The 16192-nt window shown below is 59.0% G+C and carries 17 protein-coding genes; 11 read left to right on the top strand and 6 right to left on the bottom strand.

The window, feature by feature from the left end; all coding sequences use genetic code 11:
- Positions 1–21: 21 nt before the first annotated feature.
- The gene (locus WCG50_RS08040) at positions 22–852 is read right to left on the bottom strand and encodes a lysophospholipid acyltransferase family protein (protein ID WP_336899073.1); all 831 of its coding nucleotides are present in this window, start codon (positions 850–852) and stop codon (positions 22–24) included.
- 257 nt (positions 853–1109) lie between these two features.
- Between WCG50_RS08040 and WCG50_RS08035 the strand changes: the two genes are divergently transcribed.
- The 5 genes from WCG50_RS08035 (at position 1110) to WCG50_RS08015 (ending at position 7041) form a co-directional block, all read left to right on the top strand.
- Positions 1110–2132 carry an adenosine kinase gene (locus WCG50_RS08035; RefSeq protein WP_336899072.1) on the top strand — a complete coding sequence of 341 codons (1023 nt, stop codon included), beginning with the start codon at positions 1110–1112 and terminating at the stop codon, positions 2130–2132.
- 146 nt (positions 2133–2278) lie between these two features.
- Positions 2279–3469 carry a methionine adenosyltransferase gene (gene metK / locus WCG50_RS08030; RefSeq protein WP_336899071.1) on the top strand — a complete coding sequence of 397 codons (1191 nt, stop codon included), beginning with the start codon at positions 2279–2281 and terminating at the stop codon, positions 3467–3469.
- A gap of 24 nt (positions 3470–3493) precedes the next feature.
- A complete protein-coding gene (locus tag WCG50_RS08025) occupies positions 3494–4729 on the top strand; it encodes a glycosyltransferase family 9 protein (protein WP_336899070.1) in 1236 nt (411 codons plus the stop codon).
- Positions 4726–5232: a GtrA family protein gene (locus WCG50_RS08020; protein WP_336899069.1), complete on the top strand. Its 507-nt coding sequence runs from the start codon at positions 4726–4728 to the stop codon at positions 5230–5232. Before WCG50_RS08025 ends, WCG50_RS08020 begins: the two co-directional genes overlap by 4 nt.
- Before the next feature lie 3 nt (positions 5233–5235).
- Positions 5236–7041 carry a glycosyl transferase gene (locus tag WCG50_RS08015; protein WP_336899068.1) on the top strand — a complete coding sequence of 602 codons (1806 nt, stop codon included), beginning with the start codon at positions 5236–5238 and terminating at the stop codon, positions 7039–7041.
- Here the strand turns inward: WCG50_RS08015 and WCG50_RS08010 are convergent.
- Both WCG50_RS08010 and WCG50_RS08005 read right to left on the bottom strand, forming a co-directional pair.
- A complete protein-coding gene (locus WCG50_RS08010) occupies positions 6983–7696 on the bottom strand; it encodes a hypothetical protein (protein WP_336899067.1) in 714 nt (237 codons plus the stop codon). The genes WCG50_RS08015 and WCG50_RS08010 overlap by 59 nt on opposite strands.
- Positions 7697–7710: 14 nt before the next feature.
- Positions 7711–8913: a sialidase family protein gene (locus tag WCG50_RS08005; RefSeq protein ID WP_336899066.1), complete on the bottom strand. Its 1203-nt coding sequence runs from the start codon at positions 8911–8913 to the stop codon at positions 7711–7713.
- Positions 8914–9002: 89 nt separating this feature from the next.
- Between WCG50_RS08005 and WCG50_RS08000 the strand changes: the two genes are divergently transcribed.
- Genes WCG50_RS08000 through WCG50_RS07985 form a run of 4 tightly spaced genes read left to right on the top strand, consistent with a single transcriptional unit; the run spans position 9003 to position 12038 of the window.
- A complete protein-coding gene (locus tag WCG50_RS08000; RefSeq protein ID WP_336899065.1) occupies positions 9003–9593 on the top strand; it encodes a lysophospholipid acyltransferase family protein in 591 nt (196 codons plus the stop codon).
- Between the two features lie 4 nt (positions 9594–9597).
- Positions 9598–10419: an ABC transporter permease gene (locus tag WCG50_RS07995; RefSeq protein ID WP_336899064.1), complete on the top strand. Its 822-nt coding sequence runs from the start codon at positions 9598–9600 to the stop codon at positions 10417–10419.
- A 9-nt stretch (positions 10420–10428) separates the two neighbouring features.
- On the top strand, positions 10429–11376 hold the full coding sequence (locus tag WCG50_RS07990; RefSeq protein WP_336899063.1) for a mammalian cell entry protein: 948 nt from the start codon (positions 10429–10431) through the stop codon (positions 11374–11376).
- Complete coding sequence (locus WCG50_RS07985; protein ID WP_336899062.1) at positions 11373–12038, top strand: hypothetical protein; 666 nt, start codon at positions 11373–11375, stop codon at positions 12036–12038. Before WCG50_RS07990 ends, WCG50_RS07985 begins: the two co-directional genes overlap by 4 nt.
- Here the strand turns inward: WCG50_RS07985 and WCG50_RS07980 are convergent.
- From WCG50_RS07980 to WCG50_RS07970, 3 genes are all read right to left on the bottom strand, one after another.
- Positions 12032–13270: a multidrug effflux MFS transporter gene (locus WCG50_RS07980; RefSeq protein ID WP_336899061.1), complete on the bottom strand. Its 1239-nt coding sequence runs from the start codon at positions 13268–13270 to the stop codon at positions 12032–12034. The genes WCG50_RS07985 and WCG50_RS07980 overlap by 7 nt on opposite strands.
- Positions 13271–13280: 10 nt before the next feature.
- Positions 13281–13757, bottom strand: a complete 477-nt coding sequence (locus WCG50_RS07975) for a CopD family protein (protein ID WP_336899060.1) — start codon at positions 13755–13757, stop codon at positions 13281–13283.
- 183 nt (positions 13758–13940) lie between these two features.
- Positions 13941–14438 carry a hypothetical protein gene (locus tag WCG50_RS07970; protein ID WP_336899059.1) on the bottom strand — a complete coding sequence of 166 codons (498 nt, stop codon included), beginning with the start codon at positions 14436–14438 and terminating at the stop codon, positions 13941–13943.
- Between the two features lie 245 nt (positions 14439–14683).
- Here WCG50_RS07970 and WCG50_RS07965 point away from each other — a divergent pair, with 245 nt between their 5' ends.
- Positions 14684–14974, top strand: a complete 291-nt coding sequence (locus tag WCG50_RS07965; protein WP_336899058.1) for a co-chaperone GroES — start codon at positions 14684–14686, stop codon at positions 14972–14974.
- A 49-nt stretch (positions 14975–15023) separates the two neighbouring features.
- The coding region (gene groL, locus WCG50_RS07960) for a chaperonin GroEL (protein WP_336899057.1) at positions 15024–16192 on the top strand (1169 nt) is incomplete at its 3' end.

The following is a 16192-nucleotide window of genomic DNA, read 5'->3' as shown; positions in this document are numbered from 1 at the left end:
TTTTCATGAACAGCTGCTTTTTCATGCCTCGCTCCGGGGTTGCTTGTAGCGGGCATAGCCCCATAAATACTGCTGGGGGCATTCGCGGATCAGTTGCTCCATCGCCTGATTGATTTGAACTACTGCCGCATCAAGTTCAGGCGATAGCACCGTCGTCATTTCCCGAAAATGCAAGCGAAAACCGCGTCCCCACGACAAACGTTCGCCCCAGACCAGGATCACGGCAGCACCCGTTTGCTGCACCAACCTTGCAGCCAGGGTCATGGTGTAGGCCGGTTGTCCGAAAAACGGGGCCCATTGACCCATGCCTTCGGGCGGTACCTGGTCTGGCAAAAGCCCCACCGCCTGTCCGGCACGCAAAGCCCGAATCATCTGGCGCACTCCAGAGAGGTTGGTCGGCACCATGCGGATGCCGGGGCGTTCTCGGGCCAAGGCCATCACTTTGGCCAGCCAAGCCTGGCGGGCAGGCCGGTACAAAATAGTCAAGGGTCCGTACTGCGCGCCAAATCGTTCGGCCACGCGCTGAGGCGCAATCTCAAAACAGCCCAGATGCGGCGTTAAAAAAACAATGCCACGCCGTGCTGCGTAGGCTTGTTTCACACAGGCTTCGTTGTCCCACTCGCAGCGCGGTGCGGCGCCCAGCCACAACCGTGGCAGCTCGGCCACCAACTTGCCACTTTGCGCTACAGCGCCTCGCCATTGCCGCCAGCCCATGCCAGCTTGGTGTGCATTGGCCAGAAAACGCCGTCGATAAACCCCCGAAACTCCAAACACCAGCCAACCCAAAACCGCACCCAGTCCGTGCAGCAAGCTCAAAGGCAGTACCGACAAAATTTTAAAAAAGGTGATCATCAGTTGAGTAAAATCAAAAAGCCGCTGTGTTATGAAACTACTTGCAAGGCGACACGCCATGGCGGATCAAAAGAGCCGACATTGTGCCTTGTCAATTTTGACAACACGGCCCATTCCGTTTTCAGATCAATGCGAGATTAGGCACTAAGCCGCAGACAGTGCTCGCGCACGGCAAGGCGAAGCAACGACCTACTGGATTGATATGGAAATAGGCAACGCCCTCTTGAACCTGTTTGAACTTGTGATTGGATGACCCCATGGCGAACGATTCGCGCTTTTCCTACGACCTCTACGCCATCGGCAATGCGCTGGTGGACTCCGAATACGAAGTCTCTGACGCTCACCTGCAGACCATGGGCGTGGACAAACGCCATATGACCCTGATCGATGCCGACCGTCGCACCGAATTACTGGGCCATCTGCAGACCACCACCTCACGCCGCACGGGTGGCGGCTCAGCCGGCAACACCGTGGTGGCACTGGCACAACTGGGCGGACGGGCGTTTTACTCTTGCCGCGTGGCCGATGATGAGTTGGGTGCCTTTTACACCCAGGATCTGATCGCCAACGGCGTCGCCACTAACCTCACCCACGCCCAACCGGCACCCGGCCAGACCGGCAGTTGCATGGTGATGGTGACGCCCGATGCCGAGCGCAGCATGAGCACTTTTCTGGGGGCTACTGCCGAATTGGATGCCACCGCATTGCACGAGCAAGCCATTGCCCAGTCCCGAATTTATTACATGGAAGGCTACCTTGCAGCATCCCCTACTGGATTGCAGGCCGCTCTGCAAGGCCGTCAGATCGCCCAAGCCGCAGGCGTCGCGCTGGCCACCACGCTCAGCGATGTCAGCATGATCAACTTCTGCCGCCCCGGCCTCGACGCCATCGTCGGCCAAGGCCTGGACTATCTGTTTTGCAACGAAGAAGAAGCCCAGGTCTGGGCTGGCACGCAAGATCTGGCGGTCATCTGCCAGCAGTTCAGCCAGTTGGCGCGCACGGTTTGCCTGACGCGTGGCTCGATGGGCTGTGTGGTGCTTGAAGGCGGTCAGCAAACCACCGTGCCCGCTGCCACCGTCAAGGCCCTTGATACCAACGGTGCTGGCGACATGTTTGCGGGTGCTTTTTTGTACGCTGTCACGCACGGCCACAGCCACGCCCAAGCCGCCTGGCTGGCGAATCAGGCCGCCGCGCAAGTGGTCAGCCAGTACGGCAACCGCCTCACGCGGGACATCATGGGCGGCATCAAGTCCCGCTTCGGCCAGCATGTGGCGGCCTGATCCGTACTAAAATCTCAAACTCGCCGAGTTACTGAACAACTTGCAGGGCGATTAATAAATTCTGCTAAAGCGTTCGCCGAAGCTCCCAAGCCCAAGCAACGCAGTCCTTAACTTGTTGCAACCTGCTTTTACTGGAGCTTATAAATATGGCGAACGACTTTCTCTTTACCTCTGAATCCGTCTCTGAAGGCCACCCCGACAAGGTGTCCGATCAGATCTCTGATGCCATCCTTGATGCGATTTTCAAGCAGGACCCCAAGTCCCGCGTGGCAGCAGAGACCCTGTGCAACACCGGTCTGGTCGTGCTGGCCGGTGAAATCACCACCAACGCGAATGTGGACTACATCCAGGTGGCACGCGACACCATCAAGCGCATTGGCTACGACAACACCGAGTACGGCATCGACTACAAAGGTTGCGCGGTGCTGGTGGCGTATGACAAGCAAAGCAATGACATCGCCCAGGGCGTGGACCACGCCTCTGATGACCACCTGAACACCGGCGCCGGTGACCAGGGCCTGATGTTTGGCTATGCTTGCAACGAAACGCCGGAATTAATGCCCGCGCCGATTTACTACGCCCACCGATTGATGGAGCGTCAGGCCCAATTGCGCAAAGACGGCCGCCTGCCTTTCTTGCGCCCGGACGCCAAAAGCCAGGTCACCCTGCGCTATGTCGACGGCAAACCACACAGCATTGACACCGTGGTGCTGTCGAGCCAGCACTCACCCGAGATGAGCGACGGCCACAAGATGAAGCCGGCCTTCATCGAAGCGGTGATTGAAGACATCATCAAGCCCGTGTTGCCCAAAGAGTGGCTGACCGAAAACACCAAGTACCTGATCAACCCGACCGGACGTTTTGTCATCGGCGGCCCGCAAGGTGACTGTGGTTTGACCGGCCGCAAGATCATTGTGGACACCTACGGCGGCGCTTGCCCGCACGGCGGTGGCGCTTTCTCTGGCAAAGACCCAACAAAGGTAGACCGTTCGGCCGCTTACGCTGCCCGTTACGTGGCCAAGAACATTGTGGCGGCCGGTCTGGCGCGTCAGTGCCAGATTCAGGTGGCCTATGCCATCGGTGTCGCCAAGCCCATGAACGTGACGGTCTACACCGAAGGCACCGGCGTGATCCCTGATGACAAAATCGCTGAACTGGTCAACGAGTTCTTCGACCTGCGTCCCCGGGGCATCATCCTGATGCTCGACTTGCTGCGTCCGATCTACGAGAAGACCGCCGCTTACGGTCACTTTGGCCGTGAAGAGCCCGAGTTCACCTGGGAACGTACCGACAAAGCCCAAACGCTGCGGGCAGCGGCCGGCTTGTCGATCGCCTAAGGCGCTTTAAGCGAACCGGAACGCATGAAACTACAGACACAACGCTGGATTGATCGCTGGCTGGGCCAGCTTCTATGCGGCGTCGTGTCGGTGTGGTCACGGTTCGCACACTTGGGTCAACAGACCCCACAGTTGCCCAAGGAGCCCCGCCACATTCTGGTGATCTTGCTGTCTGAAATGGGCAGCGTAGTGCTGGCCGGGCCCATGTTTGCCGCCTTACGCCAGCATTACCCCAGCGCCACCTTGCATGTGTTGCAACTCAAGAAAAACCAGGAAGTCGCCAAACTGCTTGGACTGGCAAAACCCGAACACCTGCACGCGCTGGACGACAGCGCTGGCCTTGGTTTGCTGAGCGACATCTGGCGGGTTTGCATGACGCTGCGCCGCTTGCCGCTGGACGCGGTGATTGACTGCGAGTTGTTTTCACGCATCAGCAGCCTGATGTCTTATATGAGTGGCGCCCCGGTGCGAGTAGGCTTCACGCCGCACACGCAAGAAGGCTTGTACCGCGGCAGCTTTATCAACCAGGCCATTCCGTACAACCCCTACCAGCACATCAGTAAACAGTTTTTATCTCTGGTCGATGCACTGGAATCTTCCAGCATGCCGCGCAACAAGACGGCCCCGATCCGCGAGCTGCCCTCCGACACCGCACTGTTGGTTCCGTTTGAAGCCGCTGAACTTCAGGCTTACCGCAGCAAGATGCTGACCGACCACCCCACGTTGGCCGGCCGAAAAATCGTACTCATCTATGCCGGTGGCGGCCTGCTGCCCGAACGCGCATGGCCCGCAGCGCACTACGCGCAAGTGGCGCGTGGTCTGTGCCAAGCCGGACACGCTGTAGGGCTGATTGGCCTGCGTGACGACGCCCAGTTGGCCCGAGACCTGAGAAGTCAGATCAACAGTGACTATTGCGTTGACCTGACCGGCTACACCCGCAGCATCCGCGAGTTGCTGATGTTGTTCCACGGCACTGACATGCTGATCACCAATGACGGTGGGCCCGGTCACTTTGCCAGCCTGACCCCCATTCAAACTTTCGCCTTTTTTGGCCCCGAGACCGGTCGCCTGTACGGCCCCCTCGGCCCCCGCGCCAAGGTGCTGGAATCCGGCATCGCCTGCTCGCCTTGTTTAAGTGCCTATAACCACCGCGAAACTTTTTGCGATGGCGATAACCAGTGCCTCAAACGCATTGCCGCCGACCCGGTGCTGGCCGACGCCTTGGCCGCATTGGCCCCACCGACGCGCGCTGCCTCATGACCCAGCGCCTAGGCTGGCAGCAGCGACTTTTTAAATTGGTGGAGTGGCTCAAGGGCTTTCGCTACATCAAATTTGGCTTGGTCGGGGCCAGCGGAACAGTGGTCAATCTGGTGGTGCTCTACACCGCACACGAATTCTTGTTCAGCGCGATCGAGCCCAACGGCAACAAGCCTTATGCCTCGCTGGCTTTGGCCATTGCCGTGGCCACTGCCAACAACTTCACCTGGAACCGGCTCTGGACCTGGTCCGACCGATTGCGGGCCGCCGCAGCGCAGTTGCGGCCGGGTCAAACCGCCCAAACCGGGGCTTCGGTCTTTATCCGTCAATTTGGTCGCTATGCGGTCGCCTCCTGGTTTGGCATTGCCCTGCAATACGGTCTGACACTGTGGCTAGCGCAATCGCTGCATTACATGCTAGCCAATCTCATCGCCATCGTGATTGCCAGCGTGAGCAACTTTCTGGCCAATGACCGCTGGACCTTTCGCCACCGTCCGTCAAAATAGGCCATGCGCCAACGTCCTCTTAACTCTCTGCGTCTCTCTTTTCGCCTGGATGGCGCCACTTGGGGCTGGCTGGCCCTGCTGCTGCTGGCCATTGGCGTCTACGCCCTCGGCTTGGGTGGGCAGTACAACCCGACCAACGGTGATGAGTTGGTCTACACCCACATTGCTCGCTTAACCGCTGCGTCGAACCACTGGTTGCCGCTGGTGTCTGAACTGGACCACATGCGCAACACCAAGCCGCCTTTGCTTTTTTGGCAGGCGATGGTGGCGGGCAACTGGGGCCAACATTGGAGCTTGGCTGCCCTTCGCTTGCCCAGCTTGGTCTACACGCTGCTGATTGCCGGTGCCGTCGCGTGGTCGGTTCAAAAAATAACCCGCAATTGGCGCACGGCCTGCCTCGCTGCCTGCATCTATCTCGCGTTTTTTTGCACCTACCGATACGGTCGAACATTTTTAACCAGTGCACCCGAAACCTTCTGGCTCAACCTGCCGATGTTCTGGCTGCTATGGCAGCGCTTGGATTCCCACCCTCGCCCTCTGGGAGAGGGCCGGGGCGAGGGTGAACCCGCATGGCTCAATGCAAGCTGGCTAACCCATGCCGGTTTTGGCATGGCCCTGGGCTTGGGGCTGGCTTACAAATCATTTGCCCTGATCGCCCCAGTCGCCACCGCATTGTGGTGCGCGCAGTTATTGAGCGCGCCAGCCCTGAACTGGCGCCTGGTCGTGCAAACCACGCTGAAAGTGAGCTTGAGCGCGGCGCTGGCATTGGGCATTTTTGCCTTGTGGTTTGTACTCGACCCCGACCCGGGTGCTGTCTGGCAAGAGTTTGTGATCGGTGAAAACGCCGGCAAGATGTCCAGCACCCAGGGTTATTGGCACACGGCCCTGTTCGGCGGCGGCGTCAGCATGTGGGCGCAGTTGTTGGCCTATACCCAAAACGCCGGACTGCTGGGCTTCGTCGTTCTGGGCTTGATGTGGCTGGGACTGCGACAAGGATTTCGCGCTTGGCGCCAGCCAAATTCAAAAACCAGACTATCCCCGGCCTTGGTGATCTTGCTAGTCTGGCTGGCGGTGTGGCTGGTAGTCTTCACCCTGCCCAGCCAGCGTTCAGCCCGCTACGTCATACCGGCCATGCCAGCACTGGCCATGCTGATCGCGCTGTGCTGGGAGCGCATTGCACGCGGCTGGTTTTGGCTGACTTTGTTGCTGTGTGGTCTCTTCATCGGCGTGCTGGGCCGCATCGCCTGGGCTGCGCATGACGTCGGCATCGGCACCGGCCTTGAACTCATGGCCACCCTGATCGCAGTTGCTACCGGCCTGATCGTTGCCCTCAGTGGAGGGGTAAAACCTGCCTGGACGCGCGCCTGCGCTGTGGCGGCCTGCATTGTCGCCTATGCCTGTTTTGGTTTGACCACCGCGCCTTTGAATGGGCCCGATGGGCAGTACGCCAGCGTAGTCACAGACCAACTGCAACAAGCCAGGGTGGCGGTTCCAGGCGGCTTTAACGGTCAGTTTGAACGCTTTCAGTTTCTACTGCCAAGCAACCAGTTTGTGCCGTACGACACACAAACACTCGCCCAACTGCTGGCCGACTTCGATGCGGTGGTCTGGCTTCAGTCAGCGCCCACAGAACTGTCACCTCCGTGTTTGCCAGATTGCACCGTGGTGGGCGCGCGCTGGGAAATAAAAGGTCGCCACCAAAGTGGCGAAATCAATCTCTCGAACCTTTGGTATCCGCAGACCTGGTTATTCAGGCGTGAGTGGTTGGTGCAGCGAGTTTCCGACGTTTCAGGCGACGTGCCGCACTGACCAGCCACCCGACCTGAAGGGCGACCCACAGCCAGGGGTCGATCAGCGCATCCCAGACATTGCCTGTGGGTAGGCGGGTGCAGATAAACAAAACGAGAACACACAGCACCAGCGACCCCTTCAATCCCGGCGCTGAGCCACTCGTGCGTGTGCGCGCCTCCGTCAGCCACCCCAATGCGGCCAAAACCACCAGCACCGCCACTGCGACTGAACCGAATCCCCATGCGTAGACCGAGAACGGGAACCAGGCCAAGGTATCCAACAAGAGGACCCATCCCAATACGATTCCCAGCAACGACAAAATCCTGAGGGTATGGCGTGGGTCGCCACCCCCCGCAGCCCGCTGGGTCGCACCTTGTTGACCTTGCCCGAAAGCCCACGAGAAACAGATCAAACCACTCATCATGCTGGGCGCTTGAAACGACAGACCCAACCAATAAGCGGGTGACGACTCCCCCGGCACCAAGGTGAGCGCCATCACCAGCAAGGCTAGTCCGAATCGATAAGGCCGAGACAACTTGCCCGCCAGCTGCAAAGTGCCAGAGCCTAGCACCACGGCCCACATCACATACAACGCCACCCTCATGGCGGTGGCGTTGGGCAACAAAGGGTTGGTAGCAGAAGCCAGAGTTTGAAAATAAGTGCTGATGTCCATGAAATGATGACGCCTCAGCGCGCTGGGGTGGAGGTTGAACTGGTGGCCGGAAACGCAAAACGTTGCCACGAAATGCGCTGGCGTTGGTCGGTGTAACTCAGCCACAAGCTGTCATCTGCCCAGGTGATGGCAGGATAGGAATATTCATCTGAACCAGATCCGTGCGCCAGTGCCTGCGCCAGTGGCCAGTTTTTTCCGTCAGTTGATTCACTCAAGTCGAGCACGTTTCGGGAATGAAGCGATGAATTGTGGGCCAACCACAGCCGCCCTGGCCCGGTCGCCAAGCCAGCCACCGAGGAGTCCGGGTTGTCGAGTGTCAACTCCGGCACATCGCGCCAGTGCTGCCCGCCATCGGTGGTTTGGGCCACGGCGACCTTGCCCATGGGACTTTGGTCGCGCATCAGCGCCAGCCACTCCGCCTCTTTCAGCATCAATAAAGTGGGTTGCAGCAAGTGCTTGCGGCTGGAGATTCGCACCATGCCCTTGAACTCGCCGTTGCCGTCAAAGCGCAAAGCCACCGGGTACTTGATGCCCAGCTCGAAATGCACCGGCAACACCATGCCGCCATCGGCCAAGGCCAGCGGCGCGGTGCGCACCAGAAAACTGGTGTTCCACAGCCACGACAAGGGCAGCACCCGAACCACTTCAAACGACAGTTTGGAAAAGTCCTGGCCCGCATCGCGCTGGCGCAGATGCACGATGCGCGCCGCTGCCCAGCCGCCTAAACCGGTGGCCACCACAAACAAATGAACCTTGCCGTGGGCGTCCAGCCAGGCCACCGGATTGCCCAGGCGTCGGATGCCAAAGCCCAACTGCGCACCCACTTCATGCCGGTTCACCACAAACCGCGCCGCGCTCCATTGCTGCGTACGCCAGTCAAACTGGGAGGCGGCGATCTGCACGTTGTCCGCACTTTCGCGTGCACCGGCAAACCAGAAGGCCATGACGGAAGCCGGGTGCGTGGCAGGCAGCGCCAGCAGGCTGCTGGCATGCGCGGCGGGCGTCTGCTGCGGCATGGGAATGTGGCCGCGCCCCTGCAGCACCAGTGTTTGACCCGCTGCCACTTGGGCTCCCACCGGCCAAACCGCAGTAGCCAAAGGCGTCACTCCGCTGCGCCGCCCCAGATCCAGCCCGACCAAGGCCACGCAGATCAGCACACCGCAGGCGAAGCGGGTGCCTCTGGAGCGAAAAACGAAGGCCGTCAAAGATTCAAACATGGTCTATTGTTACCGGCTTCGCCCGCGTTTTCGGGCTTTGCTGAACACCAACCGTGCGAGATAATTCAAATTCATTTTGATCACAAACCATGCACCGCACCATTTTTGATACCCCACTCGTCAACACCCTGCTGCGCGCTTTCTCGGTGACTTTTTTGAAGCTCACCGGCTGGAAGATCGAAGGCTGCCTGCCGCCAGGTGCTGAAAAAAGTGTGTTGATCGCCGCGCCCCACACCAGCAACTGGGATTTGCCCTACACCCTGATGGTGGCGTTTGCGTTGCGGCTCACCCCGTACTGGATGGGCAAGGAACAAATCTTCAAGCCACCGTTTCGGGGGCTGATGATGTGGCTGGGGGGCATCCCGGTTCGCCGGGAAACGGCCAACAATCTGGTCGCCGCCTCGGTTGAAACCCTCAAAACAGCCACTGGGCCGCTGCAACTGATCGTGCCACCCGAAGGCACCCGCAGCAAGGTCCGCTACTGGAAAACTGGTTTTTATCATATTGCTGTCGGCGCCCAGGTGCCGATCGTGATGGCCTACATGGACTACCACCGCAAAATCAGCGGACTGGGCCCGGTGTTCGTCCCCACGGGCAACATCGAGGCCGACATGGCCGCAATCCAGGCGTTTTATGCACCCTTCAAGGGCAAGAACGCCGACCAGTTTCACACCGGGTAAGCCCTTGAGCGCGCCCCTCACACACCAGCGCCTCGACCCCAACACTTGGGGCCGGGCCGTCTTGCGGGGGGCGAAAAGTTGGTGGCATCTGGTTCATTTTGGCGCTATTGTCATGGTGCTGGCACTGTCACCCTCGACCTACAACCGGGCCAACCGCGCCACCACGGCGAAGCATATTTATGCCAGCACCTGGCAAGTCTTGCCCTGGTTCACGGCCATGGCGGCCCTGCTCAGCCTGGTACTGATCCGCATCGTGGTCGTCTCGGCCCAAAGCTACGGCCTGTCGCAATTTGCGCTGGAGATGGTGGTGCGCGTGCTGGTGCTGGAACTGATCCCCCTGTCTGCGGCCATGTTTGTGGCGCTGCGGGCGGGGTTGGCTTTTAGCGCAGGGGGCGCCACCACAACCCATCTTCCCAAAGAAGAGGGCGTGAAGAGCCTTGAGGAGGCGTCGGGATTGACTTTGACGCGCTTGCGGCGTGAGTGGGTGCCGCGGGTGATGGCGGAGGCTTTCGCGGTGATGACGCTCGCCACGGTCAGCAGTGTGATTGCGCTGGTGCTTTGCTACCTGACGGTTTACGGCCTGTCGCCGTGGGGTCTGCCGGGCTACACACGCACCGTCGGTCATGTGTTTGACTTGGCGGTCACGCTGGGCTTTGGGCTCAAAACCGTTTTTTTTAGCCTGGCGGTCGCCGTGGTGCCCTTGGCTGCCAGCCTGGAAACACCGCGTGCCAGAGCGGACGACAACGCCGTGCAACCCGGCGCGGTGCGGCTCTTTCTGGTGCTGCTGTTGATTGAAGCGGCTTCTTTGGTCGTCAAATACATCTAAGCTTGCTGCATGGAAAAAACCCCCGAATCTGCTTCACCGCCCCTGCTGCCCATGGCCTATGTTGAGCGCAAAGCCATCGTGCTGCTGGTGATGGTCACGCTGCTGGTGTGCAGCTTTCTGCTCTACGTGATGGTGGCGCGCGGCGTGTTTGAGAGCACACAGCAACTGGTGCTGATCTCGGACGACTCCGAGGGTGTCATCGTCGGTATGGACCTCACTTTTTCGGGCTTTCCGATTGGGCGGGTGCGCCGCATCGAACTGAGCCCGGATGGCAAGGCCCGCATGGTGATTGACGTGCCACGCAAAGACGCTCATTGGTTACGCACCTCCAGCATCTTCACCATGGAGCGCGGCATGGTGGGCGAAACCCGTATCCGGGCCTTCAGCGGCATCCTGACCGACCCACCCTTGCCTGAAAACGCCGAGCGGGTGGTGCTGCGCGGCGATGCCAGTGCTGAGATTCCGCGCATCGTAACCTCCACCCGCGCCCTGCTGGAAAACCTGGAAAACATGACTGGCGCTGACGCCAGCATCAATACCAGCCTGGGCCACCTGAAAACCGTGACCGAACGACTCTCTGGTCGCTACGGCGTGCTTACCGGCGTATTGGGCAGCGAGGACAAAGCCAAAAAAATCATCGACGCGCTTGACCGCACCAACGCCCTGTTGGCCAAGGCCGATCAGCGGGTTTTTGGTGCCAATGGGCTGATGGACGGCAGCCAGGCCGCCGTGACACAACTCACCGGCGTGCTGACCGATGTGCGTGCCAGCTTGGTCAAAGTCGATGCGGTGCTGGCCGAAGCACAGGCGGTCGGCGCCAATGCGCGCGTGGCCACCACCGACCTCGGCGCCCTGCGAACCGAAGTCGATGTGAGCCTGCGCAAGGTGAGCCAACTGGTCGATGAGATCAACCGCAAATGGCCTTTTGCCCGTGACACGGAACTCAAATTGCCATGAAGACATTTTTAGCCACGGTGAGCGCGGCCCTGCTGCTGGGCGCCTGTGCCAGCCAATCGCCACCGCCCGACTGGCAAGCCAATGCGCATGCATCCCTGAAAACATTCACGTCGGCTTACCTGAGCGGCAACACCCGCTTGGCCGAGTTCGAATTTTCCCGCGCCAAACTTGACATTTCGAGCACCGGCCGCGCCGATTTATTGGCCCGCGCCGAGTTGACCCGATGCGCCACCCGGGTCGCAAGCCTGGAATTTGACGACTGCGCCGCTTACCAGCCGCTGGCGCCTGAAGCCCGGCCTGAAGAGCAAACCTACGCGGCTTTTCTGAACGGGCACTGGACCGGGATAAATGCTGCCTTGTTGCCCCCACAGCACCGCGCCTTGGTATTAAATTCAACGACATCGGCCTCGGTCTTGGGCACCATCGAAGACCCGCTGGGGCGACTGGTGGCGGCGGGGACTCTATTACAAAACCAGCGCTTAACGCCCGCCGACATCACCCTGGCCACCGAAACCGCTTCAGCCCAAGGCTGGCGGCGGCCGCTGTTAGCCTGGCTGGGCGTACAACTCAAACGCGCCCAAGACGGTGGCGACAAAGAGGCCACTGACCGACTGCAGCGGCGCATTGCTCTGGTGCTGCAAAGCGCCCCGAAAAATCAGTGAGCCGTCGGGGCGACTGATCGGCCAATATCTGGCCAGCGCCCGTGCAGGTAGACCCAGGAAGTCAACCCGATCAACATCATGGCCAGCGACGCTGCGGCCAGTGCCACGGTGGAATGCATCACCAGCGGTGCAAGCACCCCCGCCACCAAGCCATTGGCGCTTGAAGCAATAAACGCCTGTAACGAAGACGCCATGCCGCGCCGCTCGGGATGCAGATCCAGCACCAGCAGCGTCACCACCGGCACCATCAAGGCCCAGCCAAACGAAAAAATCGCAATTGGGAACAATGACCAGCGCACATCGGCCTTGAACAACAAGTTGGCCACCAAATTGAGGACGCCAATCGTCAACATGATCAAAAATCCGTACCTGATTTGCTGCTTGGGCGCCAGTTTGCCAGCCATGCGGCCACTGACCCAGGCGCCACACATGATGCCGCTGATGGTGAGCACAAAAAACCAGAAAAACTGCGTCGGAGCCAGCGCCAGATGCTCACCCAGAAACGCCGGGGCCGACAACACGTACAAAAACATGCCATTAAAAGGCACGCCACTGGCCAGCGACAGCAGGAAAAACCGCGGGTCGCGCCCCAGTTGCACGTAGCCCTGCATCAGGTTGCTAACCTTGAGCGGCTGCCGGTGCGTGAGGTGCAAGGTTTCGGGTAGCAACTTGTAATTGGCGATCCAGAGCGTGACGCCCACACCGGTCAGAAACCAGAAAACACTGTGCCAATCCAGATGCACGAACAACCAGCCGCCAATGATCGGCGCAATCGCGGGGGCCACGCCAAAATAGATCGTGATCTGGCTCATCACCTTTTGCGCCTGAGTCGGGTCAAACATGTCGCGCACCACGGCACGCGCCACCACAATGCCGGCCCCGGTGCTCAAGCCCTGCATGGCCCGAAAAAACACCAGTTGGCCAATGCTTTGCGACAGCGCGCAACCGGCCGATGCCAGCGTGAACGCCGCCATGCCCCACAGCACCACAGGGCGGCGCCCCACGCTGTCAGAGATCGCGCCATGAAACAGGCTCATGAAGGCAAAGCCAAACAGGTAGGCCGACAAGGTTTGCTGCATCTGCACCGGCGTGGCACCCAGAGAGTTGGCAATGCCCGAAAACGCCGGAATATAGGTATCGATCGAAAACGGGCCGAGCATGCCCAAAACCGCCAGCAAGACGGCCAGCGCCCAGCGCGGTCCGCGCCAGAGTTGTTGCGCGTTCGGGTTCATCCGCGGCGCATCAGCTGGCAGCGCCCAGCAAGGTCACCAGCACAATCACCACGCCCACCGACAAATTGACCGTGACCCAAAACCGGATGCTGGCCAGCGCGGCCCCGCCGGCCGGCCAATCCTGCGCCGTCACCGCACGCGACAAACGCTTATAAAGTGCAAACCGGATGTGGCCAAAAATGGCAAACATCAGCACGCCCAACAAGGCCATCACCATCCACTCGATCGGCATATTGAACTTGACGCCCGATTGCGCCATTTGCCGGGCCATGCGCCCAATCATCCAGCTGCCACTGGCCAGGGCCAGGGTTGACAACACCAGCACGGCCTTGAAAAATCGACCTAATACCGCGTGCATCAGTGGCACGCGAACCGGTGCCTCCAGCGTGGCCACCGCCGGCCGCAAAAAGAAATGGGCAAACACCATGCCGCCAATCCAGACGATGACAGACAACAGGTGAATGGATTTGAGTACGGCGTAAAACATGGGTAAATCGAGTCTTGAAGAGAGGGCTGGCAAGTGTGCCTGATGTTGCACGTTGGCGTACGGAGCAGCTCCAATTCACTTAATCGCTATATGTTTTATAGCTGCTTGCGCAATAAGCACGGGGGCTAGAGCTCTATTTCATATAAATCACAGAGTATCAACCAACCCTGCGAGCTGATGCGTTTAAAAGGAGTCATCGCGCCGCTCGCATTCCGGCGACGGGCTGTAACCGGCTGAGCGCACCTGCTGCTGTTGCGACAGTTCTATTTGAAACCAGTTGCAAACATAGTTGTCATAGCGGTAGCTCCACACCACACCACGCTCACGCCCAAGCGCCTGCGTATCGCTGGGCCGGCCCAAAAGCTTCAGCACCTCGTCTTGCGCCATGCCGACGTCAACGCGGTTGAAGTTCTGCTCGGTTAACACCTGTTCGGCACGGATGGCACGGCCTGTAGCGTCGAAATAGACAAACCAGGTCTGCTTGCCCAGGGGTCCGCGCGGAAACTCTAGTCGGCTGCCCCCGTCAACTTTGCGCTCGGTGTCAGGATGCCCCATCTGTGCCACCAACGCCTCCCGGCTCATGCCGACCAGTGCTGCTGGCGGTGCGTAGCTGCTGCAAGCCGGCAACAGTGCGAATCCAAAAACGATAAGACTCCAACGTAAAAACCGATGGTGTTGCATGATTTCTCCTTATCTTGACCTGCAAAAAAGCTGAGTGTCATTGTATTTTGTGACACCTATCAACCTAGGATTTACCCCCATCCCCTTGAAAGCCTGCCAAATGCCCTTATCATTAGCACTCGTAGGAGTTGAGTGCTAACAAGGCTTTTAGCCCACCGCGTTGACTCCTCAAGTTAATGAATGCCAGCTTGCTCCCAAGTTGGCATTCGTGATTTCAACCTCTGTTTAAACCTCAAGGAGTTCACATGAACCTTCGTCCTCTTGCAGACCGCGTGATTGTCAAACGCGTCGAAAACGAAACTAAAACCGCTTCCGGCATCGTGATTCCTGACAGCGCTGCTGAAAAACCTGATCAAGGCGAAATCCTGGCCGTTGGCCCCGGTAAAAAGAACGACAAGGGTGAGTTGCTCGCCATGAACGTCAAGGTCGGTGACCGCGTTTTGTTTGGCAAATACAGCGGCCAAACGGTCAAGATTGCTGGCGACGAACTGCTCGTCATGAAAGAAGACGACCTGTTCGCAGTCGTCGAGAAGTAATTTTTACTTCTTTCCTTTTTAAATAATTAACTGAATTCGGAGTCATCACATGGCAGCAAAAGACGTAGTTTTCGGCGGCGAAGCCCGCGCACGCATGGTTGAAGGCGTGAACATTTTGGCCAACGCGGTCAAAGTGACACTGGGCCCTAAAGGCCGTAACGTGGTTCTGGAGCGCTCGTTTGGCGCCCCTACCGTGACCAAAGACGGCGTGTCCGTCGCTAAAGAAATCGAACTCAAAGACAAGCTGCAAAACATGGGTGCGCAGATGGTCAAGGAAGTTGCTTCCAAGACCTCCGACATCGCTGGTGACGGCACTACCACTGCTACCGTGCTGGCGCAAGCCATCGTGCACGAAGGCATGAAGTACGTGGCTGCCGGCATGAACCCCATGGACCTGAAGCGCGGTATCGACAAGGCTGTAGCAGCCTTGGTTGCCGAGCTGAAGAAGGCTTCCAAAGCCACCACCACTTCCAAAGAAATCGCCCAAGTCGGCTCGATTTCTGCCAACTCTGACGAAGCTATCGGCAAGATCATTGCTGATGCGATGGACAAAGTCGGTAAAGAAGGCGTTATCACTGTTGAAGACGGCAAGTCTCTGGACAGCGAACTCGACGTGGTTGAAGGCATGCAGTTTGACCGTGGCTACCTGTCACCTTACTTCATCAACAACCCAGAAAAGCAAGCCGCTTTGCTGGACAACCCTTTCGTGCTCTTGTACGACAAGAAAATCAGCAACATCCGTGACCTGCTGCCTACGCTTGAGCAAGTCGCCAAGTCTGGCCGTCCTTTGCTGATCATCTCTGAAGATGTCGAAGGCGAAGCGCTGGCAACTTTGGTGGTCAACACCATCCGTGGCATCCTGAAGGTTGTGGCTGTCAAGGCTCCAGGTTTTGGCGATCGTCGCAAGGCCATGTTGGAAGACATCGCCATCCTGACCGGCGGCAAAGTGATTGCTGAAGAAGTTGGCATGTCGCTCGAAAAAGTGACTTTGGCTGACCTCGGCTCTGCCAAGCGCATCGAAGTGGGCAAAGAAAACACCATCATCATCGACGGTGCTGGCGCTGCTGCTGACATCGAAGCCCGCGTCAAGCAAGTTCGCGTGCAAATCGAAGAAGCAACTTCCGACTACGACCGTGAAAAGCTGCAAGAGCGCGTGGCCAAGTTGGCCGGCGGTGTTGCCGTGATCAAGGTTGGCGCTGCCACCGAAGTCGAAATGAA

The sequence above is a fragment of the Rhodoferax sp. genome (assembly GCF_037143375.1).
Lineage (GTDB): Bacteria > Pseudomonadota > Gammaproteobacteria > Burkholderiales > Burkholderiaceae_C > Rhodoferax.
This window is presented reverse-complemented; position numbering and strand designations above follow the sequence as displayed.